16 protein-coding genes, 1 pseudogene and 3 CRISPR repeat arrays are annotated in these 26,084 nt (G+C 70.6%); of the genes and pseudogenes, 6 read left to right on the forward strand and 11 right to left on the reverse strand.

The window, feature by feature from the left end:
- Positions 1 to 660: 660 nt before the first annotated feature.
- The 9 genes from RKD23_RS39460 to RKD23_RS39500 form a co-directional block, all read right to left on the reverse strand.
- Positions 661 to 1,170 (reverse strand): pentapeptide repeat-containing protein, encoded by a 510-nt coding sequence (locus RKD23_RS39460; protein ID WP_424858471.1) that lies wholly within the window; start codon positions 1,168 to 1,170, stop codon positions 661 to 663.
- Positions 1,171 to 1,203: 33 nt separating this feature from the next.
- Positions 1,204 to 3,610: direct repeats of the CRISPR family, unit length 29 nt; unit sequence CGGAACACCTCCGCTCGCGCGGAGAGCAG.
- An 18-nt stretch (positions 3,611 to 3,628) separates the two neighbouring features.
- Positions 3,629 to 3,946, reverse strand: a complete 318-nt coding sequence (cas2e, locus tag RKD23_RS39465) for a type I-E CRISPR-associated endoribonuclease Cas2e (RefSeq protein ID WP_424858472.1) — start codon at positions 3,944 to 3,946, stop codon at positions 3,629 to 3,631.
- Between the two features lie 19 nt (positions 3,947 to 3,965).
- Entirely contained in the window at positions 3,966 to 4,955 is a 990-nt protein-coding gene (gene cas1e / locus RKD23_RS39470) for a type I-E CRISPR-associated endonuclease Cas1e (RefSeq protein WP_424858473.1), read from the reverse strand.
- Positions 4,952 to 5,638 carry a type I-E CRISPR-associated protein Cas6/Cse3/CasE gene (gene cas6e / locus RKD23_RS39475; RefSeq protein ID WP_424858474.1) on the reverse strand — a complete coding sequence of 229 codons (687 nt, stop codon included), beginning with the start codon at positions 5,636 to 5,638 and terminating at the stop codon, positions 4,952 to 4,954. The genes cas1e and cas6e overlap by 4 nt, the downstream gene beginning before the upstream one ends.
- Complete coding sequence (gene cas5e / locus RKD23_RS39480) at positions 5,635 to 6,567, reverse strand: type I-E CRISPR-associated protein Cas5/CasD (RefSeq protein WP_424858475.1); 933 nt, start codon at positions 6,565 to 6,567, stop codon at positions 5,635 to 5,637. Before cas5e ends, cas6e begins: the two co-directional genes overlap by 4 nt.
- Positions 6,564 to 7,760, reverse strand: a complete 1,197-nt coding sequence (cas7e, locus tag RKD23_RS39485) for a type I-E CRISPR-associated protein Cas7/Cse4/CasC (protein WP_424858542.1) — start codon at positions 7,758 to 7,760, stop codon at positions 6,564 to 6,566. The genes cas5e and cas7e overlap by 4 nt, the downstream gene beginning before the upstream one ends.
- Positions 7,761 to 7,930: 170 nt before the next feature.
- Positions 7,931 to 8,731 carry a type I-E CRISPR-associated protein Cse2/CasB gene (gene casB, locus RKD23_RS39490; protein WP_424858476.1) on the reverse strand — a complete coding sequence of 267 codons (801 nt, stop codon included), beginning with the start codon at positions 8,729 to 8,731 and terminating at the stop codon, positions 7,931 to 7,933.
- A 358-nt stretch (positions 8,732 to 9,089) separates the two neighbouring features.
- Positions 9,090 to 10,505 carry a type I-E CRISPR-associated protein Cse1/CasA gene (gene casA, locus RKD23_RS39495; protein WP_424858477.1) on the reverse strand — a complete coding sequence of 472 codons (1,416 nt, stop codon included), beginning with the start codon at positions 10,503 to 10,505 and terminating at the stop codon, positions 9,090 to 9,092.
- 228 nt (positions 10,506 to 10,733) lie between these two features.
- Positions 10,734 to 13,763: a CRISPR-associated endonuclease Cas3'' gene (locus RKD23_RS39500; protein WP_424858478.1), complete on the reverse strand. Its 3,030-nt coding sequence runs from the start codon at positions 13,761 to 13,763 to the stop codon at positions 10,734 to 10,736.
- A 3,918-nt stretch (positions 13,764 to 17,681) separates the two neighbouring features.
- Positions 17,682 to 17,955: a CRISPR direct-repeat array (repeat unit 29 nt).
- Positions 17,956 to 19,083: 1,128 nt separating this feature from the next.
- A CRISPR array of direct repeats spans positions 19,084 to 19,479; the repeat unit is 29 nt.
- A gap of 606 nt (positions 19,480 to 20,085) precedes the next feature.
- On the opposite strand from RKD23_RS39500, the gene RKD23_RS39505 reads away from it, so the two are divergent.
- On the forward strand, positions 20,086 to 20,748 hold the full coding sequence (locus RKD23_RS39505) for an HAD family hydrolase (protein WP_424858479.1): 663 nt from the start codon (positions 20,086 to 20,088) through the stop codon (positions 20,746 to 20,748).
- Here the strand turns inward: RKD23_RS39505 and RKD23_RS39510 are convergent.
- Together RKD23_RS39510 and RKD23_RS39515 are read right to left on the reverse strand one after the other, a co-directional pair.
- Positions 20,729 to 21,377: pseudogene (locus tag RKD23_RS39510) on the reverse strand (transcriptional regulator); the annotation flags it as partial. The gene RKD23_RS39505 and the pseudogene RKD23_RS39510 sit on opposite strands and share 20 nt — an antisense overlap.
- 56 nt (positions 21,378 to 21,433) lie before the next feature.
- Positions 21,434 to 22,783 carry a hypothetical protein gene (locus RKD23_RS39515; RefSeq protein WP_424858480.1) on the reverse strand — a complete coding sequence of 450 codons (1,350 nt, stop codon included), beginning with the start codon at positions 22,781 to 22,783 and terminating at the stop codon, positions 21,434 to 21,436.
- A 236-nt stretch (positions 22,784 to 23,019) separates the two neighbouring features.
- Between RKD23_RS39515 and RKD23_RS39520 the strand changes: the two genes are divergently transcribed.
- From RKD23_RS39520 to RKD23_RS39540, 5 genes are all read left to right on the forward strand, one after another.
- Positions 23,020 to 23,577, forward strand: coding sequence for a hypothetical protein (locus RKD23_RS39520; RefSeq protein ID WP_424858481.1), 558 nt, complete (start codon positions 23,020 to 23,022; stop codon positions 23,575 to 23,577).
- The gene (locus tag RKD23_RS39525) at positions 23,574 to 24,170 is read left to right on the forward strand and encodes a hypothetical protein (RefSeq protein WP_424858482.1); all 597 of its coding nucleotides are present in this window, start codon (positions 23,574 to 23,576) and stop codon (positions 24,168 to 24,170) included. Before RKD23_RS39520 ends, RKD23_RS39525 begins: the two co-directional genes overlap by 4 nt.
- A gap of 188 nt (positions 24,171 to 24,358) precedes the next feature.
- Positions 24,359 to 24,715 (forward strand): hypothetical protein, encoded by a 357-nt coding sequence (locus tag RKD23_RS39530; protein WP_424858483.1) that lies wholly within the window; start codon positions 24,359 to 24,361, stop codon positions 24,713 to 24,715.
- A 115-nt stretch (positions 24,716 to 24,830) separates the two neighbouring features.
- The gene (locus tag RKD23_RS39535) at positions 24,831 to 25,940 is read left to right on the forward strand and encodes a radical SAM protein (protein WP_424858484.1); all 1,110 of its coding nucleotides are present in this window, start codon (positions 24,831 to 24,833) and stop codon (positions 25,938 to 25,940) included.
- A gap of 2 nt (positions 25,941 to 25,942) precedes the next feature.
- Positions 25,943 to 26,083: a hypothetical protein gene (locus tag RKD23_RS39540; protein ID WP_424858485.1), complete on the forward strand. Its 141-nt coding sequence runs from the start codon at positions 25,943 to 25,945 to the stop codon at positions 26,081 to 26,083.
- The last annotated feature ends 1 nt before the right edge of the window (position 26,084 follow it).

A 26,084-nucleotide genomic window follows, 5' to 3' on the forward strand; every position in this document is an offset into this window, starting at 1 on the left:
GGGCGGGCGGTCCCGGCGACGGCGGGCCGCCGCAAGGTGACGAACTAGTCGCCGCGACCCGGGGGCGGGGCAGGCGGGCGGGCGGTGGCGGGGTCTGCCGAAGCAGGTACAGGACGGGTTCCAACGAGTTCAGGACCGGTTGCGCGCCCGCGGCGAGCAGGGCCTGAGCCTGCTCCGTGTAGGGGGCATAGCCGAGGAACCGCAGGCCAGCCCGCTCGGCCGCCCGGAACTCGGCGGGGTGGAACCGATCAGCAGCGTGGCGTTCGGCGGAGTGGACAGGCTCCGCAAGACATTGTGCAGGGATTCGGGGTCCGCCGCGGGGTGCGCGGTGCCCAATGTGCGGCTGAAGACGTGCGGTCCGAACACGTCTCGCAGGCCGTGTCCGGACAGGTAGTGCATGACCAGCGGGGGAAACACACGCTCCAAACGGCCAATCTGACGCCCCGTGACCGCCACTCCCGCAGCAGAGAGGAGGCGTGCTCGGTGGGCAGGGCCGAGTCCACCGCTCGCAGCTCCGCTTCCGCCAGGAAGGCCTCCGCCTCGTCCAGCACGGCGCTGCCGGACCGGCCATTCCTCGGCAGGCGTTCCGGATCAGTTGCCGCACGCTTTCCGTCCTCGCTTCGGCAGCTGTCTGTGCCGACTCCGGCTCGGCGTTGACGGTCAGCGCGTCCTGGAAGACTCTGTTCCCCAGGGTTCCGGCGCCCGGAAATCGGAGAAGTCGGCCCCGTCCTGGAAGCGGCTCCCGGCGAAAGTGACCGTGTCGTGACCGGTCGACCAGGCGTAGGACGCTCTCCCGGCGAACACCGAGTTCGTGAAGCGCGCCGGACGGCAGAACTCGGCACGCGCGAAGGACACGGCGCCGCGGAACCTGCAGGCGTCGAACCTGATCTCACCGTGAAACAAGGTCCGGTCCCAGGTGACGGTGTCGTGGCCCCGCCGACGCAGAGGGAGTCCTCCACGACGGCTCTGTCCACCGACAGGGTGTTGCGAAATGCCACGGCGTCGAACCACACGGGTCCGTCGAACACGACCTTGTCGAAGCAGGCGTCGCCGTGGAATTCCGCCCTGGCGAAGTCCGTGCTCCCCGTGAACGTGGCGCCCACGAAGCTGCTGGCCGCGGTGAAGTCGACCGAACGGAAGTTGCCCTCGCGGAACTCGTGCGGAGAGCACGGCTACGGCGAGCTCATCGAGTTCCTGGCGGGCTGGAACACCTCCGCTCGCGCGGAGAGGACCGCTTGCGGAGGTTCGCGGCCTCGGAGTTCTTCGGAACACCTCCGCTCGCGCGGAGAGCAGGCCAGTTCGCACGGTGCGGACAACGGGGGTTCCGGAACACCTCCGCTCGCGCGGAGAGCCGTCCATGAGGCCGTGTGCAAGCACGCTCCTGGTCGGAACACCTCCGCTGGCGCGGAGAGCAGATGGCAGGTGCGATGGGCACGCTGGCCATCGCCGGAACATCTCCGCTCGCGCGGAGAGCAGTCCAGCCAGTGCAGGACGTACACGCCGTCGGGCGGAACACCTCCGCTCGCGCGGAGAGCAGGGGTCCCGGCCCGGCCGGGCGTGCTGGTGCGGCGGAACACCTCCGCTCGCGCGGAGAGCAGGCCCGGAGCACGGCTCCGTCGTCGACGAGCTGCGGAACACCTCCGCTCGCGCGGAGAGCAGGAAGTGGAGGTCCGTGCCTGCGGTGTCGGCCTCGGAACACCTCCGCTCGCGCGGAGAGCAGCTGGACGCGCCGCGCACCTGCACCGTATGGATCGGAACACCTCCGCTCGCGCGGAGAGCAGCGGTGGGACAGGGTGTACATCCGGCCACCGGCCGGAACACCTCCGCTCGCGCGGAGAGCAGGACCCTCTCGTTGTCGGTCCAGTAGTAGAGCCCGGAACACCTCCGCTCGCGCGGAGAGCAGGCGGTCACGGCTGGCCCCCGTCCCCAGCAGGCGGAACACCTCCGATCGCGCGGAGAGCAGAACATCCGGCACACCGTGCGGATGGCGTCCACCGGAACACCTCCGCTCGCACGGAGAGCAGATGCGGGCGTTGAAGTCCTCGCCACGGGTCGGCGGAACACCTCCGCTCGCGCGGAGAGCAGTGGGTGGCTGCCTGGCGGCGGAGGGTTTCGTACGGAACACCTCCGCTCGCGCGGAGAGCAGACCTTCACCGTCACGCCCGGGCAACGGGTGGCCGGAACACCTCCGCTCGCGCGGAGAGCAGGCTGAAATTTCAGTGGGCCCAGGCCATCGCGGCGGAACACCTCCGCTCGCGCGGAGAGCAGGAAGGGCATCGAGCGGGAGCAGTGGTTCGGCTCGGAACACCTCCGCTCGCGCGGAGAGCAGTGCCGGGGATCGCCAAGGTCAGCCCCTCCTAACGGAACACCTCCGCTCGCGCGGAGAGCAGTCCTCCGGGGTGGTGTTCAGGGTCGCGGCCAGCGGAACACCTCCGCTCGCGCGGAGAGCAGTATCCGCTGGATTCCTTGATGGTCTCGCCGCGCGGAACACCTCCGCTCGCGCGGAGAGCAGAGGCCGACATCGAGCGGGCCCGGCGGGAGTTCCGGAACACCTCCGCTCGCGCGGAGAGCAGGCTGAGGATCAGGTCGACCTGGCCGGCGCCATCGGAACACCTCCGCTCGCGCGGAGAGCAGTGGGGTGGTGGCGAGACGGGGACGGCCATCGTCGGAACACCTCCGCTCGCGCGGAGAGCAGACCCTCACCACCCTGCTGCAAGAGGACGTCCGCGGAACACCGCCGCTCGCGCGGAGAGCAGGATGTCGGCACTCTCGTCGTCACCTGGGCCCACGGAACACCTCCGCTCGCGCGGAGAGCAGGGTGTGCGTGCGGCCGTCTTCTTCGCGGCCGTCGGAACACCTCCGCTCGCGCGGAGAGCAGTCCTTCGGCGCCGAGTAGTACGCGTACGCCACCGGAACACCTCCGCTCGCGCGGAGAGCAGACCTCCAGCAGCTCACGCGGTGTCAACGTGCGCGGAACACCTCCGCTCGCGCGGAGAGCAGGACGTCCGGGGCAGGCCCTTGATCCCGAGCGCCGGAACACCTCCGCTCGCGCGGAGAGCAGGGATTCGAGCGGCCCTCCGGCCGCGTCCATGCCGGAACACCTCCGCTCGCGCGGAGAGCAGGCCTTCTTCGCCAACGGCTGCCACTCCCGCGAAGGAACACCTCCGCTCGCGCGGAGAGCAGGGTCCATGCTGAGCCTCGTCCTCCTGACGGCGCGGAACACCTCCGCTCGCGCGGAGAGCAGCGGATGTCCTCGAAAGTGCGGCCTTCCCAGTCCGGAACACCTCCGCTCGCGCGGAGAGCAGACGGTGTCCGGGGTCAGAACGGCACCACACGAAGGAACACCTCCGCTCGCGCGGAGAGCAGTTGTCCACGCTGTCCAGGCGCTCGTTCAGCATCGGAACACCTCCGCTCGCGCGGAGAGCAGGCCAGTTCGCGGAGTTCCTGCTGAAGCTGGCGCGGAACACCTCCGCTCGCGCGGAGAGCAGGCCGCCATGATGGTCGGACCGGGTGCCCGGGTCGGAACACCTCCGCTCGCGCGGAGAGCAGCGGGAGGTGATGTGCGGGTGGGCCAGGTAGGGCGGAACACCTCCGCTCGCGCGGAGAGCAGACTTCCTGACCTGGGATTCTAGATGGCCTTTGCAGTCCCTTGACTATCTGTGAGGCGTTGGAAGGCGATGAGGGTGAGGCCGTCGAAGTCGACGGGGTCTCGGCGTTGGGGGCCGGCAGTGTGAAGGTTGAACCCTTGTTCGTTGTCGGTCGGGTAGGCGAGGACGGCGCTTCCGTCATTGAGGCTGTCGGTGAGAGAGCTCCACAGTTCGGTGCGGACGCGGGCGGAGATGGTGCCGATGTAGAGGGTGGGGGTGACTTCCAGGAGCCAGCGGGTGAGGGCTCCGCGGAGGTGGTCGGGGATGGCGGTGGCGGCGATGACGGTCATGGCGGGCATGTGAGGGGTGTCTTTCGGGTCAGGTGGGGGCGTGGTTGGTGCCGCCGGGGATGGTTCCGGTGATGGGGTCCCAGAGGTCGATGAGTTGTTCGTCGGGTTCGTCGTCGGTTTGGGGTGCGTTGTCTGGTGCGAGGAGGGTTTGCAGGTCGCGGATGATGCGTGGCATGAGGCGGTAGAGGCGGAGGTTGTCGCGGAAGGAGCGGCGCGCTTCGGCTTCTGGGTTGGTGGAGGCGTGGAGGGAGAAGGCGAGGGGGATGGTCAGTTCGGCTTTGTAGAGGTCGGAGATGTCGTAGACGAAGGCTTGCTGGTTGCCGCTGTGGACGAAGCCGAGGGCGGGGCTGCAGCCGAGGGCGGTGATGGCGGCGTGGGTGATGCCGTAGAGGCAGGTGTTGGCTGCGGAGAGGGCGAGGTTGACGGGGTCTTGGGTGTGGAAGGAGGCGGGGTCGTAGTTGCGGCGGAAGCGTCCGATGTGGTGCTGGGTGGCGAGGAGTTTGTAGAGGGCTTTGACGCGGTGGCCTTCGAGTCCGCGTAGTTGTTGGAGGGTGGCGCCGGGTGGGGCCTGGCCGGGGCCGAAGCGGTGTTCGTACATGGCGGTGGCGACGGCGAGGCGGCGTGTGTCGTCGGCCCAGGCGCGTGCCTGGTGTTCGAGCCAGGTGGTGGTGAGGTTGGCGGGGGTGGTGGCGGCGTAGCTGCGGACGCCGCCCATGCCGGAGATGACGACGGTGGTGCCGTGGCGGGCGAAGGTGGCCAGGGCTCGGGCGGTGATGGAGGTGCCGGGGCCGAGGAGGACGCAGGCGAGGGCTGCGGTGGGCAGGTAGACGGTTTCGCGGCCGCGGGCTTCGGTGGTGATCTCGGCGCAGACTCCGGTGTCGTCCTGGTGGATGCGGACGACGTCGAGGTAGAGGAAGGACAGGGAGTCGATGACGCGCGGGAGCATGGCGATGGTGGGTGCGGCCAGGCGCCGGCGGGCTTCGCCGGCGCCTGCTGCTGCTGGTGGTGGGGTTGTCATGCGGTGTCCGGTGCGGGGGCGATGCTGAGCAGGCCGCAGCCGTAGGCCTTGCCGCGGCCGATGCCGTTGTGGATCGCGGTGCGCAGCAGCTGGGGGTCGATGACGGTGGCGGTGCCGTCGAAGCGGACGCGGTGGTGGCGGATGGGGTTGCCGCGTCCGGCTCGGGTGTTGGCGCCTGGGTTGGTGGTGGGTTGTTGGTGGTCGCGGACGGCGTCGACGGGGTGGGAGTGCAGGGTGAGGGGTTTGAGTCCCGCTTGGTCGGCCTGGCGTTGCCACCATTCGTCTGCTGCGGCTCCGTTGAGGGGGACGACGGCGGGGAGGTTGTAGAGGGTCCGGGTCGTGGAGCCGGGTTTGCGGACGGGGGATGCGGTGCAGCGGTAGTGGACGACCCGGCCCGGTGCGAGGGCTGTGAGGAGCGGGTCGAGGGGGCGGCTGGTGAGAGTGCCGTAGCCGTCGGGGAGCTTGTCCGGGGTGGGGGGCTGGTTGCTCTGGATGAGCAGGTGGGCGCCTCGGGGGGTGTCCTCGATGCGGTAGAGGACGGCGTAGTGGCTGCGTGCCTGGTCGCCGGCTTCGTCGGGGAAGAGGGACATGACGCGGCGGTGCAGGGAGGTCTGTCCGGTGCCGAGTTCGCGTTGGGCCAGGCGTGCGGGGCCGGGGGTGAGGCGGGTGATCCACAGCGTCATTTGCTGCTCCTTTCCCCGGCCGGCTGCAGGGCGGGTGTGTAGGTGGGTGAGGTGTAGGCGGCCAGGCGGGCCAGGTGGGGGGTGCCGTAGCCGGCGCACTGGCGGGCCGGGAGGGACACGGTGGTGCGGTACAGGGGCCGGGCCTGGTAGCGGCGTTGGTGGGGGGTGAAGCTGAGGGGGCTGTCCAGGACGGTGGAGTGCTCCCGTGCGGCATCCGGGTGCGGGGCGTGCCCGGGTGGGTACAGGCCGGTCAGGGGCTGGTCGGACAGGAACAGTACCTCCACGCCCGCCTCCTGGCTGCTGCTGCCGGAGTGGTTGCCCAGCTCGCCGTCCTGGCTGTTGCCGGGAGGCTGTTCGTGGTGGGGGCGGGTGCGGGGGGCGGGCAGGGCCAGGGGCAGGTGGAGCAGGTCGCTGAGGGCGTCGGTGCTGGTGCCCAGCAGCACAGGTTGGGCCGGGGGGCAGGAGCGGCGGCCGAGGTAGAGGGGCCAGCGGGGGTGTTGCAGGGCGTCGGCCCAACCGGGGGGTGGGGGGGTGCGGTCGGGGCGGGTGAGGGCGATGGTGAAGGCGGCGTCGGCCAGGTACCAGCGGGTGCTGGTCAGGGTGGAGGTGTCGCCGCTGCGGTGCCCGCCGTCGGCGGTGATGACGGTGTGGGGGCCGGTGAGGCCGCCGCCGACGGTGTGGAAGTCGCGCAGCCGGGTGCCGGGCCGGTCGACGCGCACGCTCACGCTGATGTCGGCGAGGTCGCCGAGAGGTTCGTGGCGGGCGCGGCCCAGGGCGGCGGCGAGCAGGCCGGTGATACCCGAGCGGGTGGGGAAGGACAGGGTGTCGCGGTCGGTGAAGTGGCTGTGCTCGCCCCAAGATTGCAGCGGGCCGGCCAGGCGCAGCAGCAGGCCGGGCGCGGGTGGGCGGGCGGGTGGGGTGGTGTTCACGCGTCGGTGTCCTGTCGGCGGGAGTGGAGGGCCTGCTCGACCGCGAGGGTGATCAGGGCGTCGAGGCCGTCGGAGCGCTCCCCCAGGGCGTCGGGGCTCGTGCCGGGCAGGTCTTTGATTTCGGGGCTGGTCCAGGACCGGGTGATGAGCTGGCCGGTGCCCAGGAAGGAGGCGGTGGCGTCGGCGTAATTGGTCATCGCGGTCACGGACGGGGTGGCGTTGCCTCCGTGGGCGGCGGCTCGTACGGGCTGTTCGAAGGCGGCAGCGTAGGAGACAGGCCGGTCGGCGCGCACGGTGAGGTGGACGAGGTGGGGCAGGGTGTGGGGGGCGGTGGAGTTCTTCTTCGCCTGCGGCACGGCCAGGGTGAACGCGGTCAGGAAGTGTCCGAGCAGGGCGCGGACGTCGGTGTCGGAGCCGTTGAGGTTGCCGGCGAGTTCGTCGAGGTCGATGGTGGCGTAGCGGTAGAAGGTGCCGGCGCTGAACTCGGCGTGGCCCATGTGGGCGCTGCCGGTGCTGTCCTGCCAGGTGGAGGTGACGTCGTCGACGGCGGTGAAGTAGTCCAGGTCGACGTCGGCTTCGTGGGTGGTCATGGCGTGGGCGACCTGGACGGCGCCGTCGACGCCGGCGCGGTCGACCTCGGCGAGCATGCGGCCGAAGAGGTTGATGACCGCGTTGCGGCTGCGCAGGATCGCGTCGACTTTGTCCTTGGGCAGTACGGACGCCTTGGTGTCTCCCTTCTTCGTGATGTCCTTGGCCTTCTCCAGCGTCTCGCGGTGCTGGTCGGCGAGGTCAGCGAGGTCGGTCACAGCGACGTGGGGGACGTAGATCATGGCGTTGGTCACGACTCGGTTGGGCACGGGCTTCTTCGGCTCGCCGGCTTCCTCGAGCTCGAACTTGCCGACAGCTGCGGCGACATGGGCGCCGGCCCGGTCGGCAAGGGGCTGCGGCCAGTTACGGCGGGCGAGTTCGGCGGTGACGGCGGCGGCGATGCGGCGGGTGCGCAGGGTGCTGTCACCGCTGATCCGCTCGAACTCGCCTCGGGTGGCGCGCTTCCAGCACTGGCTGGAGACCCGGGTACGCAGCGCGTTGCCGTAGGTGACGGTTTTGACGGAGTTGGTGTCGTCGCGGTTGAGGTTGGCGAACGGCATGGACTGCAGGACATGAACGTCGATGAAACGGGCTCGCGGTTGCATCATGGCTGTCTCCAGATCTGCGGTGCGTTAGGGGATGGTTGTGAAAGACGGAGGGACGGCCGGGGTGGTGCCCCAGGCCTGCGGTTGTGGTGGCAGGGCCAGGGATGTGGGTGTCCTGGTGGTTGTCCTGGCCCGGGCTCTGGCCGCCTGGTCAAGGAGCGCGGGGTAGGTCAGTTGGCGGGAGCGGTGTCCTCCTCGCCGTCGGTGTCGCGCTGCTGGGCGGCGTTGTCGATGGGGGCGCGGCGGGTGCGGTAGTAGTCCTGCAGCCAGCGCCGGGCGATGGTCTTGGAGCGGTAGGGCCAGGTGGCGAGATCGTCCAGCAGGACGGCGAAGTCGATGCCGGTACCTGCATCGCGCAGGAGGCGGATGCTGCCGGGCAGATGCCGGTGCAGGCCGGGAAGGCTTTGCCGGGTGAGCAGGTTCAGCCGGGCCTCAGCGGTGTCCTCCCGCACCCCGCGCCCGCTCTGGGCCAGCACCGCGCGGGCGAACGAGGCACCCAGGCTGTCCCGGCGCACGCGCCGCTGGCGGGGCTCCTCATCCGCATTGCCTGCGCCGGCATCGGCGTCCGCGTCCGCGTCGGTGTCGGTGACCGCGACGGCGTCGGGTGTGCCGGGGGCGGAGGCGGTGAAAGCTGTGGCGGTGCCGGAAGGTTCGGTGTCCTGGGCGCCAGCAGGCGGCTGGGGACTGTCCGGTGGGTCGTCGTGGCCGGCCGAGTGGAAGGTGTGGCGGGGCCGGTCGGCGATCATCGCGGCCACGGCGTAGAAGGCCCGTTCCTCCGCGGGCGGGCAGTTCTCCGGCAGCCACTCGGCCACGACACGGTGCAGGCCGCGTACGTCGTCGACGTCACGACGCAGCCCTTTGCGCAAGGCGACGCGGACACCGGGGTCTCGCGCGCACAACGTTTCGACCCGGTCCACGAAGGCCCGGTACAGGCCTGTGCGAGCGGGGGCGGGTGGGGTGGTGGTCGTCAACAGCGTTACTCCTTGGCAGTCGTAGTCCCGGCTGGCATCGTGTCCATGGCACGGGGCAGGGCGGGTTGTCCGTTCCCGGGGCCCGGCCGGGGTTCGAAGGCGGTGGCCGGCCCGGGGGCGCGGCGGTGCTGCCCGGTCGTCGTCGCGGAGGCGGCGCGGGCCGGGTGGTGGGGTTCAGCGGGTGGGGGTGCGGCGGCCGCCGTACAGCTCGATGCGGGCATCGGCGATGGCGCGGGCGCCCCGCTGGGTGTGCGCCACCGGCTCGGTGACCGTCTCGTACGCGTGCTGCGCGAGGTTGAGGAAGGCCGTCGCCGCCTGCCGGTCAAGGCCTGCTTCCGCGACGGGCGCGCCGGTGCGGTCAAGACGCGCGAAGCGGGACCCAGAACTCTTCCTCCGCGCGCGGCCAGTACAGGGCGGCCGCCTGAGCGGCCCAGGCCTCGGCCTCCTTGGGTTTGTTCTCGCGCATGTACAGGGCGCAGGCGCGGCGGGCAGCGTACTCGGCGCGGCGCCCGTACATCTCGCCGCAGCGGCGCAGCCAGCCCACCGCCGGGGCTGTTGCGGGGTTTTCCTCTTCGACGCTGTCCAGGACGGGCGGGGTCAGGCCGGTGACGAACTGGCGGTCCTTGGCCTGGCCGTCCTGGTCGAAGCCGAGGGCGCGCACCGCCAGCGGTCTCGGTGTTGCGTCGGAGATCTCCACGGCCGTGGCGAAGACTTCGGGGCGGTGGACCTGGGCGGTGCCGCCGGGCTGAGTGAGCAGGAGGGCGTCGATGTCGCGCCACAGCGCCCGCCCGGCATCCGCCGGACGCGGGTAGGCGTTGCCCTGCTGGCTCATCTGCCAGATCAGGTAGGGGTCGTTACGGGGCAGACGCTCGCGGTAGGCCCAGGTGATGAACGCATCCCCCACCAGGCCGGGATCGTGCGGGTCGGGGACGAGGAGCAGGGCGTGCTGGGAGACGGCCGTCAGCCGCGAGCACGGGCCGGTAGGCGCTGCGGGCGCCGCGGTGGGGTCGGGCAGGGCGTCCCATTCCCACATGCAGGCGTCTTCCTCCCTGCGCACACGGGGATCGGGGCGCAGCAGGCCGGCCAGGAGTGATTCGAAGAGGGTTTCGCCCTCGGGGTGGTAGGACAGGGCGCCGCGCAGGGGGCCGGCCATCATGCTGGCGGTGCGTTCGCCGCCCGCCTCTCGGGCCGAGCCGCGCCCGGAGGGCCCCCAGTAGTGCCAGGTGAGCAAAGAAAGGGCTGCCTCGCCGGCGGGCACCGGGTCGGGGTCGGTGTCTTGGACCTTGGAGAACCAGGCGTGGTTGTTGCCCGATGCACGGGTGGGGGTCAGCTTGTTGACACCGGCGGAGCGTGCCGGATCGCACTGCTCGGCGAGACGGGGGTCCTGCATCCACGGCCGGCCGGGGTCGAACAGGTCGAAACGGCCGGCCCAGCTGGAGAAGTAGGCGTCGATGCCGTCGGCAGGTAAGCGGCCTGCGTCGAGGATGTCCAGCCGGCGCTCGGACCAGTCCCTGCCAGAGCTGTCGTCGTCGACGTCGAGGCCGCACACCCGGGCGGTCAGCGCATACAGCACCCGCAACACCGCCGCGTAGGCAGGCGGCTCGGCGATGGCCAGGGCACTGATCTCATGGCTGCGTTCCAGCACGGTACGCAGGCCCACCCGCCCCGGCAGGGAGCCGCCGCCGCCGGCGCTTGTGGCGGTGGCGGTGGCGGGCGGTGTCCACAGCACCGGTAGCCAGCCGGCCGTGTCGAGAGGGAAAGCGGGAACAGGCACCGTAATCGTCACACTCCTGAAGGTGTTCGGACACAATGAATCGCAGGGGCTCCGCGTGTGCGGAGGTGTCCCCGGCGCGTGATGGACCTCGCGGCGACCTCCCCCCCCTTTCCGGCCCGCGCGAGCGGGCGGCACGTTCCTTTCCCGGCGAGCACGTCGCCGGGAAAGGCGTGTGTTCAAAGTGAAGGGCGCCTGATGAACCAGCGGCAACCGGTTCGGGGCAAGTGATCAGATTCGTTCAAGACCTGTCAGGGTCGTGAACTGCACTGCCCTCTCTGCGAGTTGGCCCTCCCAGACCGCTTCACCGCTGTCTCCGGTGGTGCGGTGCAGGGGCAGCAGGACGATGTCACGCAGGTGGGACTGGCGGCGCCAAGCGCCGGGCACCTCAAGGCGCTCGCTCTCGGCGGGCAGCCACCGGCCCGGCACCGGCACGGTGCGCGCCACGAGCCTCCGCACCTGCGCCGGTCCCACCGTGTCGGCGCCGGCGTGGCAGTCCGAGAACGGCAGCCGTCCGGCCTCGTCCAGGCTGGCGGTGCCGTCGTCCTGGGTGAACAGCAGCAGCACCCGGCCCGTGTCGGCGCCCAGCCGCGTGGTCAGCAACTCCCCCGCCGCCTCCAGCAGGCCCCGGCTCAGGCGGGAGAGGTCGCCGTGCACCTGATACGGGGGGCTGATCCCCGTCATCGCGGCGAGGGACTCCTCCGCGATGCGGGTGCCCTCGCGGCGCCGGTCCAGATCCTGCAGCCGCCGCACCGCCTCCTCACTCTCCGCCCGCCCGGCGCCCTCAAGGTGCTCGGTGAAGTCATCGGCGTACACGGCGTCCACCAGGTCCTGCACATCCCCCGGCACCGCGATCCCGCCCGATGTCTTCTGCCGCAGCAGGGCGGCGCTGCGCAGCAGCAGGCCGTGGTCATAGACATCGCCCCACGACCGCGGCGGATCGGTCGCGCCGTGCGGGTCGACGGGTTCGAGGACGACCAGCGGCGGGCGGTCCTCGGCCGCTGCCCAGGCCGGCCGGCCCTGAGGGCCGCGGGCATGACGCCGGCCCCGGCCGGCACGCTGCAGCAGCAGCGCCAGCGGGGCCAGATCGCTCACGACCAGGTCGAAGTCGAAGTCCAGGGACTGCTCCACGATCTGCGTGGCCACCAGCACCGACGCGGGCCGCACCCGCGCGTCCTCGCCGGCCGCCGGCTTGCCGTAGGCGGCCTCACAGGCGGCGGTGATCTCCTGGCGCAGCAGGCCGGGGAAACGCGAGTGCAGCAGACGGATCCCACCCGGGGATGCGGCCAACGCGGGAAACGCCTCACGCAGATCACGGAACGTCTGCTGCGCCTCGGCGACCGTCGTGCAGCACACCAGAGCAGTACCGCCGTCGCGGGCGACCGGGGCGAGCGCCTCGCGCAGCGCGGCCCGCCGCCCGCCCAAGCGAGGTACCGCAGTCGTGTCGGCGACGTCCCACGCCACACGCCGCACCGACACATCCACCGTCCGCTCGCGCGCCGAGGCCACCGCCCGCACCTGCCGCACGGTCCCGGTGGCTGCACCGGCGAACAGCCAGCCCGGGTAGGCCGGCTGGACCCGGGAGGGGTCGGTGAACCCCGCGCCGCGCCGGTAGGCGTCCACCAGTGCCGAGACGGTGCGGCCCGTCAAAGTCGCCGACAGCAGCACCACCGGCGCCCTGAACGCCCCCAGCCACTCCAGGAGGCGCACCAGCAGCGTCTGCATCCACGGCCCATAGGCGTGCGCCTCGTCCACGATCAGCACCTTGTCCGACAACCCGAACAAGCGCAGGGCGTTGTAGCGCAGGGGCAGCACCCCGGCCAGCACCTGGTCGATCGTGCCCGCACCCAGCGGAGCTGCGAAACCACGCCTGCCCTGCCGCAGCCACGCGTCCGCCTCCAACGCCGTAGCCGCACCCGCACTGAAACCCTCGCCACCAGCGCCTGGCTGGCCGGCATCCGCCACGTCCGCGGCGTCTGCGGCGTCTGCGGCGTCTGCGGCGTCTGCGGCGTCTGCGGCGTCCGCGGCGTCCGCCGTCACTGTGGGCGGGGCGCCGTCGAGGCGCCACCGGTCGGCGTCCTGCTGCTTGTTCTGGCCGGTGCCGTCCATGAGGGTGCTCAGCCAGGCCGCACCGTGCAGGAGCAGCAGCGCCCGCTCCCCCGTCAGCACCCGCTCCGCGAACGCACCCACCCGCCCGAACATCGCATCCGCCGTCGCCATCGTCGGCAACGCGAAATACAGCCCCCGCGCCCCCGACGCCGCGCCCAGCACCGACGCCGCGAACAAGGCCGCCTCCGTCTTCCCGTCCCCCGTCGGCGCCGTCACCACCACCAGCCCCGACCCCTCACCAGCCACCGCGGCCGGCAGATGCGCGGCCACATCTGCCTGCAGATCGTTCGGAGTGAACGGGAACAACTTTTCGAACGAGAGCCCCTCGAGCGGCGGGAAGCCGGCCCGGCCCAGCCGGGCCGTCCGCACCACCGGACCGGCAGCCTTCACCGCACGGCGGTAGTGGTCCTGAAGCTGTTCCGGCTCCCCGGCCCAACCCGGTTCGGGCAGCAGCTCCCGGATGAAATCGACGTCACTGGCCAGCCAGTCCGCCAGCACCACCAGCCCGAAGACCCGCACCGCAGCCGCCGACGACAACTCCCCCACAGGCACCGCACCCGCGCCCACCACCCGCCGCAGCGCCTGCAGGTGAGCACACCGCTGCTCCTGCCAGCCCCCCGCCCCCAAACCTGGCTGATACCGGGAGGCCGACGCGGCCTGCCGGGCCGGCACCACATCCGCGAAACAGCCATGATGACCCCCCAGCAACTGGGCCACCTGGTGTGGCAGACTCCGCGCCTGCACCCGCCCCGCCGCATATCCCGCCTCAGCCAGCAACGACACCAGCGACCAGTGCGTCGCCAGCTCATGCCGCAACCCCAGCCTCTGCGCCCCCGCAGCCGACAGGTACGAAGGATCAGCCGCTACCGGAGCGAACGCGGCCGGCACCTGCGCCTGGAACGGCGGGCTGATCTTCCCCAGATCATGCAACCCCGCCCAGAACGACAACACCGACTGCGCCTGCACCGCACCCAGCCCCAACTCCGCAGCGATCTCCCCACGAAGCCGATCCTCCAGCAGCACGTCCCACAACGCCCCGAACACCGCCGCCACATCCAGTAGATGACAGATCACCGGATACGGCCACGGCAGCCCCAGCTCCTTACCCCATAACCGCACATCCACCCGGCCCGCACACTCGCACTCACTCATAGCGCGAACTTCTAGCACCACCCACTGACAACACCCTGCGACCAGCACAAACCCAACTCCCCCACCCCACCACCCCGGTCCACCCCTGCCCGGCACACAGGCCACCAGACAACGGCCCCGGGGGTAAGCTGCCGCAGCACCAGCGGACCGCCCCCTCCGCGCAAGCAGAGGTGTCCCGGTCTACCTGGTTGGCTACGACCGCGCCAATCAGCACTCTCCGCGCAAGCGGAGGTGTCCCGCCGTAGGCGACGCGGACGCCGTTGCCCCACTGGTCCTCTCCGCGCGAACGGAGGTGCCCCGGAGGCAGGGGCCGTCGAGCACGCACAGGGACCGTACGCTCCGCGCAAGCGGAGGTGTCCCGTAGACGGTGCCGGCGTTCTCGTCCTGGTCGTCGTGGGCTCCGCGCGAGCGGAGGTGTTCCGTGCAGCAGATTCTCGGCGCGCACCAGGCCGTCGTGGGCTCCGCGCGAGCGGAGGTGTTCCGAACAGCACCCGTCCGGCCTGCCGCTCCAGGGTGTGCGCTCCGCGCGAGCGGAGGTGTTCCGGTGGTGCGGTTCCAGTGCCCGCACTGCCGCCGGTGCGCTCCGCGCGAGCGGAGGTGTTCCGGCCGCCGCGGACCTGGCCGAGTGCGGGTGCGGGTGCGCTCCGCGCGAGCGGAGGTGTTCCGGCGTCGACCCGGGTCCACTCCGTGCCGCCCACGTGCGCTCCGCGCGAGCGGAGGTGTTCCGGCGACGCCAGCAAGCGCAACCGGCACGGACTGGTGGGCTCCGCGCGAGCGGAGGTGCGCGAGCGGAGGTGTCCCGGAGCAGACGCAATGCCCAAGTCCGACGCTGAGGTGGGCTCCGCGCGAGCGGAGGTGTTCCGACGGACCTCCAGCTAGCCCGCACGCACACGGTGTGCGCTCCGCGCGAGCGGAGGTGTCCCGTACTTGGCCTGGTCGATCAGCAGCGTGGCGTCGTGCGCTCCGCGCGAGCGGACGTGTCCCGGTGCCGTAGGTGGACTCGGCGGCGATGCCGAGGTGCGCTCCGCGCGAGCGGAGGTGTCCCGGTCTACGGGGACCACGGGGTCGAGATGAGCCTGTGCGCTCCGCGCGAGCGGAGGTGTCCCGCGATCAGGGAGGCCTTGAAGGCGGCCGGGGTCGTGCGCTCCGCGCGAGCGGAGGTGTTCCGCGGTGCCACCGCGTCGCCGTCGACCTCAGCCCGTGGCGCTCCGCGCGAGCGGAGGTGTTCCGTAGTTGGTGTACCCGCCGAAAAGGATCTCCTTGTGCTCTCCGCGCGAGCGGGTGTTCCGGGGTTTGACCCGGCCTTCGTCGAACTTGTCGCGTGCGCTCCGCGCGAGCGGAGGTGTCCCGCCGGCCGACACGGTGTACGACGAGCAGCCGCTGTGCACTCCGCGCGAGCGGAGGTGTCCCTCGCCCGCGACCCTGCCGTAGCGGGCACCGTCCGTGCGCTCCGCGCGAGCGGAGGTGTCCCGAGCTGGGCGGCCTTCGTGGCGCTCGTGGGCGGGTGGGCTCCGCGTGAGTGAAGGTGTTCCGTTCCTCAACCAGCCGATCCAGGGCGAGGACTTGTGGGCTCCGTGCGAGCGGAGGTGTTCCGTAGGTGGCCACATGCCGGTGCCCGGCCAGCGTGTGGGCTCCGCGCGAGCGGAGGTGTTCCGTTCCACGTGGCCGTGACCGAGGACGCCTTGAAGTGCGCTCCTCAGGGGCGGAGGTGTCCCGGCGCAGGACGGCGAGACGGTGTCGCTCGATGAGTGCGCTCCGCGCGAACGGAGGTGCCCTGCGGGCCGGCTCACCGGTAACGTGCCCACCCCGTTGCTCCGCGCGAGCGGAGGTGTCCCGATCGACCGGCGCGACGAGACCACCGCCACGCCGTGCGCTCCGCGCGAGCGGAGGTGTTCCGGCAGCCGCTGAAGTCAATTCTGAGAGGAGAGAGCGCTCCGCGCGAGCGGAGGTGTCCCTCGACGTGCCCGCGTCCCTCGGCGTGGAGTACGGTGCGCTCCGCGCGAGCGGAGGTGTTCCGACGACGGCGGACGCGGTGTACGCGAAGCAGATGTGGGCTCCGCGCGAGCGGAGGTGTTCCGTGGTTGGTCTGGTCGCCGCGGCCCCCGCCCGCGTGGGCTCCGTGCGAGCGGAGGTGTTCCGCTCACCCTGACGTCACGGATCGGTTCGCTGGAGTGGGTTCCGCGCGAGCGGAGGTGTCCCCGACGGGTCCCGCAGGACCGGTTCCCTGGTCCCCGTCCGCTCCGCGCGAGCGGAGGTGTCCCGTTCCCCCAGTCGGCGCGCGGGTTCGGGGGTTCGTGCGCTCCGCGCGAGCGGAGGTGTCCCGAGATCCTGATCGGCGCGCTCGTCGACGGCCACGTGCGCTCCGCGCGAGCGGAGGTGTCCCGCTTTCGGGAAGCTGGCCTCCACCCTGAACACCGTGCGCTCCGCGCGAGCGGAGGTGTCCCGCGGTAGCGTTTTCCCTCGGGAAAGTGCTACCGGTGCGCTCCGCGCGAGCGGAGGTGTCCCGCCCGGCGCCGTCGAGCTGGGCCCCTGGCGGAAGTGCGCTCCGCGCGAGCGGAGGTGTCCCGGAGCCGGGACCGGTGGAGGAGAAGCCGGCCACGTGCGCTCCGCGCGAGCGGAGGTGTCCCGTGCTGGCCCCTCAGGGCCGCATACCAGTCCGGGTGCGCTCCGCGCGAGCGGAGGTGTCCCGGCGCGCAGCTCGCCCGCGGGGAGCAGCAGCGCGTGCGCTCCGCGCGAGCGGAGGTGTCCCGCCGACCGGGGAGACCCGAACGAGAGGAAAGGTGTGCGCTCCGCGCGAGCGGAGGTGTCCCGCCCATCCGCGGCAAGTACGCCCTCGGCCCCGCGTGCGCTCCGCGCGAGCGGAGGTGTCCCGGCCTGGCGGGAGCACTACCCGCCCGAGCAATGGTGCGCTCCGCGCGAGCGGAGGTGTCCCGCGCGTGCTCAACTTCCCGCCGCCGCCCGTGTTGTGCGCTCCGCGCGAGCGGAGGTGTCCCGAACACCCGCTCCGGCTCCAGGCCGAAGTCGCGGTGCGCTCCGCGCGAGCGGAGGTGTCCCGACGAGGGGCCGGTCGTGAGCGTCGGCTTCTCAGTGCGCTCCGCGCGAGCGGAGGTGTCCCGTAGCGACCGTGCGCGGCCCCCTCGGGACGTTCGTGCGCTCCGCGCGAGCGGAGGTGTCCCGTTGAGTGAGCCGACCAATTCCCAGGAACGCACGTGCGCTCCGCGCGAGCGGAGGTGTCCCCGGGCATCCAAAGTTCCGGCATGACTGGGCCCCGTGCGCTCCGCGCGAGCGGAGGTGTCCCGCGGAAGAACCCGGTCGAACGGTCTAAGATCCTGTGCGCTCCGCGCGAGCGGAGGTGTCCCGACCTGGCCGAGAACATCGTGAAAGCGCTGAAAGTGCGCTCCGCGCGAGCGGAGGTGTCCCGGTGTGTATTTGCACAGAAACTACCGACGCGTGGTGCGCTCCGCGCGAGCGGAGGTGTCCCGCTGCCGATGCCGTCGCCCCTCGCGTCGGTGCCGTGCGCTCCGCGCGAGCGGAGGTGTTCCGTACCGCGGCGAGGACTACACCGCCCGGCGGCTGTGCGCTCCGCGCAAGCGGAGGTGTTCCGTGTTCTCTCAGCCACTCGCCGGCCGCCTCGGCGTGCGCTCCGCGCGAGCGGAGGTGTCCCGTGCTTACCGGGTCGCCACTGATGACCGTGAGCGTGACTCCGAGCAAGCCAGGTGTTCCGTCACGAGACGTCCCGGATACGAGACGCGACGCAGACCCCGCCGCCCCGACGTCGAGGCTGCAACGGAGCTATTCTCAACACCCGCCAGAACGCAGCGGGTCGAGGGAGGAGAACCCGGTGACCGACCCAGCTCCCACATCAGCGATCCCGTCTAAAGCGAATGCAAAGTCACTCTGACGCCGCAGGTCACGAAGGTGCTCTCCGCGCGAGCGGAGGTGTTCCGGCGTCGCGCATGCGCCAGCCTTCGGGGCATTTGTGCTCTCCGCGCGAGCGGAGGTGTTCCGCTGATCGGGCCCGCCAGCCCGCAGCACGTCGAGTGCTCTCCGCGCGAGCGGAGGTGTTCCGTCGGGGAGGAACGTCTCGACGAGCGGGGCGCCGTGCTCTCCGCGCGAGCGGAGGTGTTCCGCCGCCCTCCATGTCGGTGACGTTGGCTGCGTCGTGCGCTCCGCGCGAGCGGAGGTGTTCCGTCGTTCTGCTCGTCGGCGAGCTTGACGGCTGAGTGCGCACTACACGAATGGAGGCGTCCCGACGACGCGGGGACACCGATGAGGCATGAGACTTACCCTCAATACTCGCCCAGAGCGCCACGATCACAGAAGACGTCGATGACCGGCCCAGCTTCCACAGCAGCGAGGCCGTGCAAAGCGATTACCAAGCCACCCTGACGCTGCAGGTCACGAAGGGGTGGACTCCGCGCGAGCGGAGGTGTTCCGCGTTCGACCGGGCCTACAGTCCGGCCGAGTTCGTGGACTCCGCGCGAGCGGAGGTGTTCCGAACGCCTACCGGGAGTGGTCCGACGAGCTTTCGTGGACTCCGCGCGAGCGGAGGTGTTCGATCTACCGGAACGAGGCGCTGATCCGGGCCGAGTGCTCTCCGCGCGAGCGGAGGTGTTCCACCGACGCAGCTGTCCCTGTGGGCCGGGGATCTGTGTGCTCCGGGCGAGCGGAGGTGTCCCGCGCGACTTGGCACCGATCCATCCCGGCTGTGAGTGCGCTCCGCACGAGCGGAGGTATCCCGCCGATCCACTGGGCATCCGCCCTCGTCGCGGCGTGCGCTCCGCGCGAGCGGAGGTGTTCCGACGTGCGGCGTCTGCACCCACAGCTCGTGGGCGTGCTCTCCACGCGAGCGGAGGTGTCCCACGCAGAACCAGGTCGGCGAACTGCTGGAACTGGTGCTCTCCGCGCGAGCGGAAATGCCCCGGCCGAGGAGTACGCCGAGGCGCTGGAGAAACTGTGCTCTCCGCACGAGCGGAGGTGTCCCACGCTGGTGCGCGTTCCCCGGACTGGTGCGCTCGTGCGCTCCGCGCGAGCGGAGGTGTCCCGGGTGCCGAGGGTGACGTGAAGATGGAAGTGCTGTGCGCTCCGCGCGAGCGGAGGTGTTCCGGTCGGTGACGGGCCCCCGCTCATCACGGTCCAGTGGGCTCCGCGCGAGCGGAGGTATTCCGTCTTCGATCGTCTTCTGCTGGGACTGCAAGCCATGCGCTCCGCGCGAGCGGAGGTGTTCCGACGGGCCGGCTCACCGGCAACGGGCCCATCCCGTGGCTCCGCGCAAGCGGAGGTGCCCCGGAGGCAGGGGCCGTCGAGCACGCACAGGGCCGTGCGCTCCGCGCGAGCGGAGGTGTTCCGCGTGGCGGGTTATGTACGCAGCGCGCGACCTCGTGCGCTCCGCGCGAGCGGAGGCGTTCCGAGCGCGAGCACGACCGCGTACAGCCCGTCGGCGTGCGCTCCGCGCGAGCGGAGGTGTTCCGGTCAAGGTGTCTCCTTCGCAGAGTGCGGATGGGTGCTCTCCGCGCGAGCGGAGGTGTTCCGTCGTTGGAGGGCTCGTGACTCAGACTGACGACGTGCTCTCCGCGCGAGCGGAGGTGTTCCGCGTCGGCCCTCGACCGGATGATCGGCGACGCGGTGGGCTCCGCGCGAGCGGAGGTGCTCCGACCCATGGGCCTGCACCCTCGGCTGCCCCGAAGTGGGCTCCGCGCGAGCGGAGGTGTTCCGCTGGACGAGTGGCTGACCGCCAACGGCGGTGCGTGGACTCCGCGAGAGCGGAGTCCATTCCGCAGATCAGGGAACTCGCCTACCGTGGCGCCTCGTGGGCTCCGCGAGAGCGGAGGTGTTCCGCTCCCCCACGATCCGGTCCAGTTCCTCGTCCGCTGGGCTCCGCGCGAGCGGAGGTGTTCCGCCGAGGGGCTGGCCGACGCCGGTGCCGTCGATGTGGGCTCCGCGCGAGCGGAGGTGTTCCGGGTGCGCCCTGTCCGCGTAGCGGCAGCATCTCGTGGGCTCCGCGTGAGCGGAGATGTTCCGCTGCAGGTCAAAGCGGCTGAATCTAAGCCGTCGTGGGCTCCGCGCGAGCGGAGGCGCTCCAGAGCCGGTGCCCGCTACAGGACCGGGGGCGAGACGCAACGCATAGACGGATCCGGCAAAGCACAGCGCATTGCAGACCAGCGAAGCGTGCGAACGGGCCCGGCGCTGGAGGGCACACGCCGGGGAGCAGTTCGAGGCACTCAACCACGAGGCAGCCCGGGGACTGGGCACTCGCTGCCAGAGCCGGTCGCGCGACCCGCTCCTTGCCAAACCATTTCGGCTGCTGGGTAGGGTCATCGGCATGATTCGCGCTGTGATCTTCGATGTCGGTGAATGCCTCGTGGACGAGACGACCGAGTACGGCGCGTGGGCCGACTGGTTGTCGGTGCCGAGGCATACCTTCCACGCGATGTTCGGAGCGGTCATCGCCCAGGGCCGTGACTACCGCGAGACTTTCCAGGAGTTCCGGCCCGGGTTCGACCTGTATGAGGAGCGCGAGAAGCGCGCCGGGGCCGGCATTCCGGAGACGTTCACTGAGGCCGATCTTTATCCGGATGTCCGCGACACACTCGCGATGCTGGGGGCTGATGGGCTGTGGCTCGGCATTGCGGGGAACCAGACGGTTCGGGCGGGGAAGATTCTGCGGGCGCTGTTCAGCAACGATGTGGACCTCATCGGTACCTCCGACGACTGGGGTGCAAGCAAGCCAGACCCGGCGTTCTTCCGCCGCGTCGCCGAGGTCGTACCCGCCGAGGTCAACGAGATGCTGTATGTCGGTGACCGGGTCGACAACGACATCCGGCCCGCGGCCGCCGCCGGGATGCACACTGCTCTGGTGCACCGCGGGCCGTGGGCGACGATCCAGTGGAATACCGAGGAAGCTCACAAGCTGCCGACGTTCCGCATCGAAAGCCTCCTTGAACTGAGCGGCGTCATCAAGCAGTTCAACGCGCAAGCGCGCTGACGGTCGTCGACCAGCCGTAGAGCCGGTCGTCGAGCTCGCGCACGCACGTTTCGTGCTGGTGCAGAGCCAGTGCGCGCCGCACCTCGCGGACCCTGTCCATGCCCATCGCGTACCAGGTGCGCTCCAGTTGGTCGAGCGCGCGCAGCGCGTACCCGCATGCGACCTCGGGGTTGCCGGCTGCGGTCTCGACCGCAGCCAGGTCGCCGAGGACGACGGTGCTCTGCTTCTCCTCGCCCGGCCCGAGCGCATCGAGGGCCTGGAGGAGCGTTTCGCGAGCCTGGGGCAGGTGCCCTGCACGAAGCTGGGTGTTCCCCTTGAACGCTGCCAGGCGCACGGGCGAGAACCAGTCCAGCCATTCGGGGCTGGAGTGCTCGCCGCCTTCGGCGAGGACGTCCTCGGCGTGAACGATCAGGTGCAGGGCCGTCCGGGTGTGGCCGCAGCGGGTCTCGCACTCGGCCTCGACCGCGTCGAGCCACGCGAGCAGTTCGACGGACGGGGTCCCGGGACAGGCGTAGGTGCGTTGCGGCGACCATGCGCTCGACGGCCGCGTCCCGGTCACCCGCCCATCGGCATGAGGCGCACCTCCATACGGGGAAGGCAGCGCGTGAGGCGCTGGCTGCGGCACCGATACGTTGAAGTGCGCCGCTGGAGCTTGGCTGACAGCTCTCGCGCAGGCGCGCATCGATCAGGTCTTGGCCGCTTCGACTTCACGTACCCGAACGGCGAGCTCCCGTACGGCGCGTGTCTTGGCGTACGGCGCGAGGTCGGTGCGCATGGTGGCGAAGTGATCGTCTCCGCGGACCGAGGAGATGTGCTCGTACTCGTCCAGGAAGCGCCTCCACGAGTCGCACGCAGCTTCGACGTGGCCATGCTGCAACTGCCGTTGTGCAAGGACCGCGTAAGCGTGAACGCGCCCTTGCCGTTCCTGTGCTGGCTGCACGCGGATCGACTGCTTCATGGCCGCGATGCTGCCCGGCAGATCACCCTCCTCCATCAGCACGTGGGAGACGTGGAACAGATAGGCGGTCTGGTCATAACCGCCGATGGCATCGCGCCGGTTGTCCGCCTGCGACAGTGCGGCCTCGGCTTCACGCAGCCGGATGTGAGCCTGGCGGCGGTCTTTCACCATGGACGCCGCGTGGGCCTGCTGCCCGCGCAGGAACGCCACCAGACGGGGGCCGGCCGAGGGTGCGGCCTCAGCTGCCGAGTCAGCCAGCTCCAATGCCATCCGCCCGTGCCGTAGATTCGATGCCTGCAGCGACATGCCGCGCAGCGTGCGGCAGTAGGTCAGGTGGTCGCCCGCCTCGTCGGCGAGCTTGAGTGCCTTGGTGTAGTACGTCTGCCCCAGCCCGTGGGACTTTTCGTACATGGCCATCCAGCCCGTGAGGTAAGTCAAGTCCGCGGCGGCCGCGAGCATGTCACGCTTCACCGGCTCGGAGGCCTGCGCCCGTAGCCACGGCCCCACGGTGTTGACAATGAACGCCGCCGCCATAGGACGTGCGTGGCCGGCGCCGAACTCATCAAGAATGTCTGCGATCCGCTCTGTCATCGAGCGCACGGAGGCGACTTGCGCGGCGCCGATCCGGGTGGTGGCCTTGCCTGGGCTGACGGGCTCGTCTGCGGCTCGGGCAGTTTTTTGGAATGCGGGCACGGTGAGCGCGGCAGAGAACAGCGTTGTGGCCAGGATTTTGCGACGGGATGGGTCCATATCCGCCCTTCCGATGTCGAGCAACTCCTCAACAGTGTCGACCGGTTGGGGGGTGTTGCCGGACTGCGCGGGCTGAAGCCCGGCTTCCGCATGGGTGACCGGCCGGCCTAACCGTGCGGACAGGGCCTCCAGGATCAAGGGCCTGACCTCGGGTTTCGGCGGCGTACCGGCGATCCAGTGCGCAACAGCCGTCCGGTCGTACGTCAGTTGCAAACCAACCTCAGGCCCGAGCCGATTGACCTGCTGCGCCAACTGCGTACGGGTCCATCGTGCCTGCTCAAGCAACCTGTCCAGGGCAGGGTTGGGCGTGCGCTTCCTCGTGGCCATGCCATCACTCCCGACCGTTCCACGGCGTTCACGGTGTTCACGGTCCCACCTGCTGACAACCGTACCCGCAGACAGTGACCGCGCGATTACCTCTACGAGTAAAGCGAACTGTCTCGGCCTTGGGAGCAGAGGTGACAAGTGCACTGCGCAAGAGCAGCAACGCCGCTGCCAATGCGGCCTCTGCACCGAGCGCCCGGACCTCCATGATCGAGCGCAGAAACCCAGGGAGCCTCCCCTTGAACCCCCCGAAGCACCACCTTGCACCCTCCGACGAGCCGAGTGCACTCGTCGGCCACGACGCAGACCAGCATCCGGTCAGCGCCACGGTCGCCCTTTTAGCTCTTCAGGACGAGCCGGAGGAGACGCCGCGGTACCAGTGGGGCACCAAGCTGCTGGCGAACGCGGCCTGTGGACCCAACGCCCGCCTCCGTGTACGCCCCCGCCTTACTATGGCCCGCTGGGCGGGTGACGTGGATGTCGCCGGACAGGTCAGCGACAAGCTCGTGCACAACGCAGCCCATCACGGCAAACCGTTCAGCGACGGCTGCATCGACCTCCGGCTGACGGTGCATGCGGAGACGGAAGAGCTCCGCATCGAGGTCGACGACGCCGACCCTGCCTTCGCCGACTTCGACACGGCCACCTCCACGCCCCCGCAGGGCAGCGGCCTGTGGTGGGTGCAGCACTACGGCGCTCACCTGTCGTGGGACGAGAAGGTGGACGAGGGCGGGCGCGTGGTGGGCAAGACGGTCACCGCGGTCCTGTACCCGGCCTGCGAAGGGGATCAGGAGTGAGCCTCACCGAGCAGTTACACCGCCGCAATGTCGCCCCCGACCGACTACTGCCGCCGGCCCCGGCTCCGGTCGGCTTCACACTCACCACGGAGAGCGTCGACCCACGGCACATCGCCTCCGACATGGCCGACCTCGCGGCCCGTGTGCGCAGCCTGATGGCGCTTCAGCGGCAGGAGGTGCTCCAGCTGCCCCTCGGCGGGCACTTCTTCGACATCGTCGTCACGGCCAGCGGTGCCCAGGCTCACGCCGCCGTCGCGGTCATGGACGGCATCCAGCGCACCGGCAACGAGCAGCCAGACGCATGCGGGCCGGTCATCGAGGACCCGCACCGCTCGTGGCTCATCTGGCTCGTACCGCCCGGCACCAGCCAGCACTGGAAGCCCCACCGCCACGCCCTGTGCCTCGGCCGCCCGCACCAGATAGCGCTGCCCGCGGTGACGACGACCGAGCCGCCCGGCCCGTACTGGCTGCGCCCCTTCCGCGGTGACCGGCTCGTCCCGCCTACAGCGCTGCGCCAACTCCTCGACCAGTTCCAGCCGAGCCCTGCACCGCACGAGACGCTTCTCGGATCCGTGCTCAGCACGATCGCCTGAACTCCGCGTGCGGCGCTTGCTCATCACTCCCTGCACCGCGCCGCACGCGGTCACGCCTCCTGCCGCCGGGAAACCTCCCCATCGGCGGCAGGACAAACCTCCTAGGAACCGACGTGTTCACAGCTCTCAGACCCCAGGCCCGCGCCGCACGTCTCGAAATGCTACGTCGGGAGTACATGGCCTCAGTCATGGCCGACGTCGCTCGTCGAGACCGTCCACTGCGTGTCGCCTCGTACGTGCTCGTGCAGCCCGGCGCCGAGCGCAGGGCAGACCTCGAAACGATCGCCGAGTACGCGGCGCGCATGGGCTGGCAGGTCGCTTCCAGCACGTTCGCCGACATGGGACAGCCGCTCCCCCTCGTCGAACGGTCCGGATTCAGGCAAGCCTGCCGGTACGCGGCGCAGGGGTTCGCCGACGGCATCCTCGCCATCGCCCGGCCGGCCATCACCACCGACAACGACACCTACGCGCACGTCCTGGACCACCTCTACCAGCGCCACGTGTTCCTGGCCTACCTCCCCAGTCAAGGCGCGAGCACCCCATGAACCCTGCTTCTCACCGGACGTGCCTGCACCTGGTGAGAAGCAGGCTCCAACGCCCGGCGTCGGGCCGCTCCCCCGTAGCGGCTCGACGCCGGGTATCAAGAGAAGGGAACACGACGTGCACGAGCTCGTTGCGACACCGTTCGGCAAGCGGCGCCTGGTCCTGCGGCCGGGCAGCGTCAAGGCTGTGCAACTGCCCGGCGCCCGGTTCGAGGAGCTGCGCGCTCTGGCGGCCGGCACCGCCGTCACGCCTGCATGGCTCGCTGACCCGGTGTGGGCGCAGTGGAAGGTGGACCTGGCCGGGCGCCGGGTCAGTGATGTGGTGCTGATGCGCGATGCGGGACCGTACGAGTTCAGCCGGGCCACGTGGGAGATCAACCTGGGCTGTGACTACGACTGCCCGATGTGCTACCTCGGCAAGAAGCGCTTCGATGGCCTGGACATGGACGGCAAGCGCCGGCTGCTGAACGTCATGCGGGACGCAGGCGTGATCTGGCTGCAGATCACCGGCGGGGAACCGCTGATCGACCCCGACTTCCCCGAGGCCTACCGGCTCGCGCACGAGCTGGGCATGCAGGTGGAGCTCCTGTCGAACGGGTCCCAGCTCCACAAGGACCACGTGCTGAACCTGCTGCGCACCTACCCGCCGACCAAGCTGACGCTGAGCGTGTACGGAGCGACGGCCCAGACGTATGACGCGGTCACCCGCAATCGGGGCGCGTACAACCGGTTCGCAGCCGGCCTGCACAACGCCGCGGCCGCCGGACTGAACATCGACCTCAGTCTGATCATCACTCGTGACAACGCACACGAGGCGGAGGCCATGCGCGACTGGGCGCGCCGCCTCGGCGTTCCGTTCCGCGAGTATGCGAACATCTCGCCGACGATCCACGGCACGGCTGAGCCGCTGCCGCAGCAGTCGCCCCAGTACCTCACCCATCGCCAGCCCTTCACCGGCTGCCCGGCCGGTGTGACGTTCTTCCACGCCGACCCGTTCGGGCGGGCGTCGATCTGCAAGGTCGGCCGCGACCCGAACATCGACCTGATCGCCGAAGGCGTGGACGGTCTGGCCCGGCTCGGCGGCATCGCCGAGTCCCTCATGCTTCGCACCGGAGGATGCAGCGGCTGCACGCTGTCCGGCACGTGCCGGGTGTGCAGGCCGATGGCGAAGGTCTTCCAGGAGGCGAAGGCACCACTGGTCAACTACTGCCAACACGGAACGAGGTAGTCATGCCTGCTGTCATGGCCGAGCTGACGCGCAAGGCGGAGCCCGTCGTCACGGACCCGGAGGAGGTCACCCTGGTCGCCGACGTCGAAGCGCTCGTCATCGGAACCGTCCCCGGCTGCAACGACGACAACCCCTACCAGTAAC

Origin of the sequence: Streptomyces sp. SAI-170, assembly GCF_049739565.1 — a bacterium.
In the GTDB taxonomy this organism is placed as follows: domain Bacteria; phylum Actinomycetota; class Actinomycetes; order Streptomycetales; family Streptomycetaceae; genus Streptomyces.

What these genes read in the sequence shown, in the direction of transcription:
- cas2e (WP_424858472.1), bottom strand. Translation starts at nt 3,946, where the DNA reads ATGCCCGCCATGACCGTCATCGCCGCCACCGCCATCCCCGACCACCTC.
- cas1e (WP_424858473.1), bottom strand. Translation starts at nt 4,955, where the DNA reads ATGACAACCCCACCACCAGCAGCAGCAGGCGCCGGCGAAGCCCGCCGG.
- cas6e (WP_424858474.1), bottom strand. Translation starts at nt 5,638, where the DNA reads ATGACGCTGTGGATCACCCGCCTCACCCCCGGCCCCGCACGCCTGGCC.
- cas7e (WP_424858542.1), bottom strand. Translation starts at nt 7,760, where the DNA reads ATGCAACCGCGAGCCCGTTTCATCGACGTTCATGTCCTGCAGTCCATG.
- RKD23_RS39500 (WP_424858478.1), bottom strand. Translation starts at nt 13,763, where the DNA reads ATGAGTGAGTGCGAGTGTGCGGGCCGGGTGGATGTGCGGTTATGGGGT.
- RKD23_RS39505 (WP_424858479.1), top strand. Translation starts at nt 20,086, where the DNA reads ATGATTCGCGCTGTGATCTTCGATGTCGGTGAATGCCTCGTGGACGAG.
- RKD23_RS39515 (WP_424858480.1), bottom strand. Translation starts at nt 22,783, where the DNA reads ATGGCCACGAGGAAGCGCACGCCCAACCCTGCCCTGGACAGGTTGCTT.
- RKD23_RS39530 (WP_424858483.1), top strand. Translation starts at nt 24,359, where the DNA reads ATGGCCGACGTCGCTCGTCGAGACCGTCCACTGCGTGTCGCCTCGTAC.
- RKD23_RS39540 (WP_424858485.1), top strand. Translation starts at nt 25,943, where the DNA reads ATGCCTGCTGTCATGGCCGAGCTGACGCGCAAGGCGGAGCCCGTCGTC.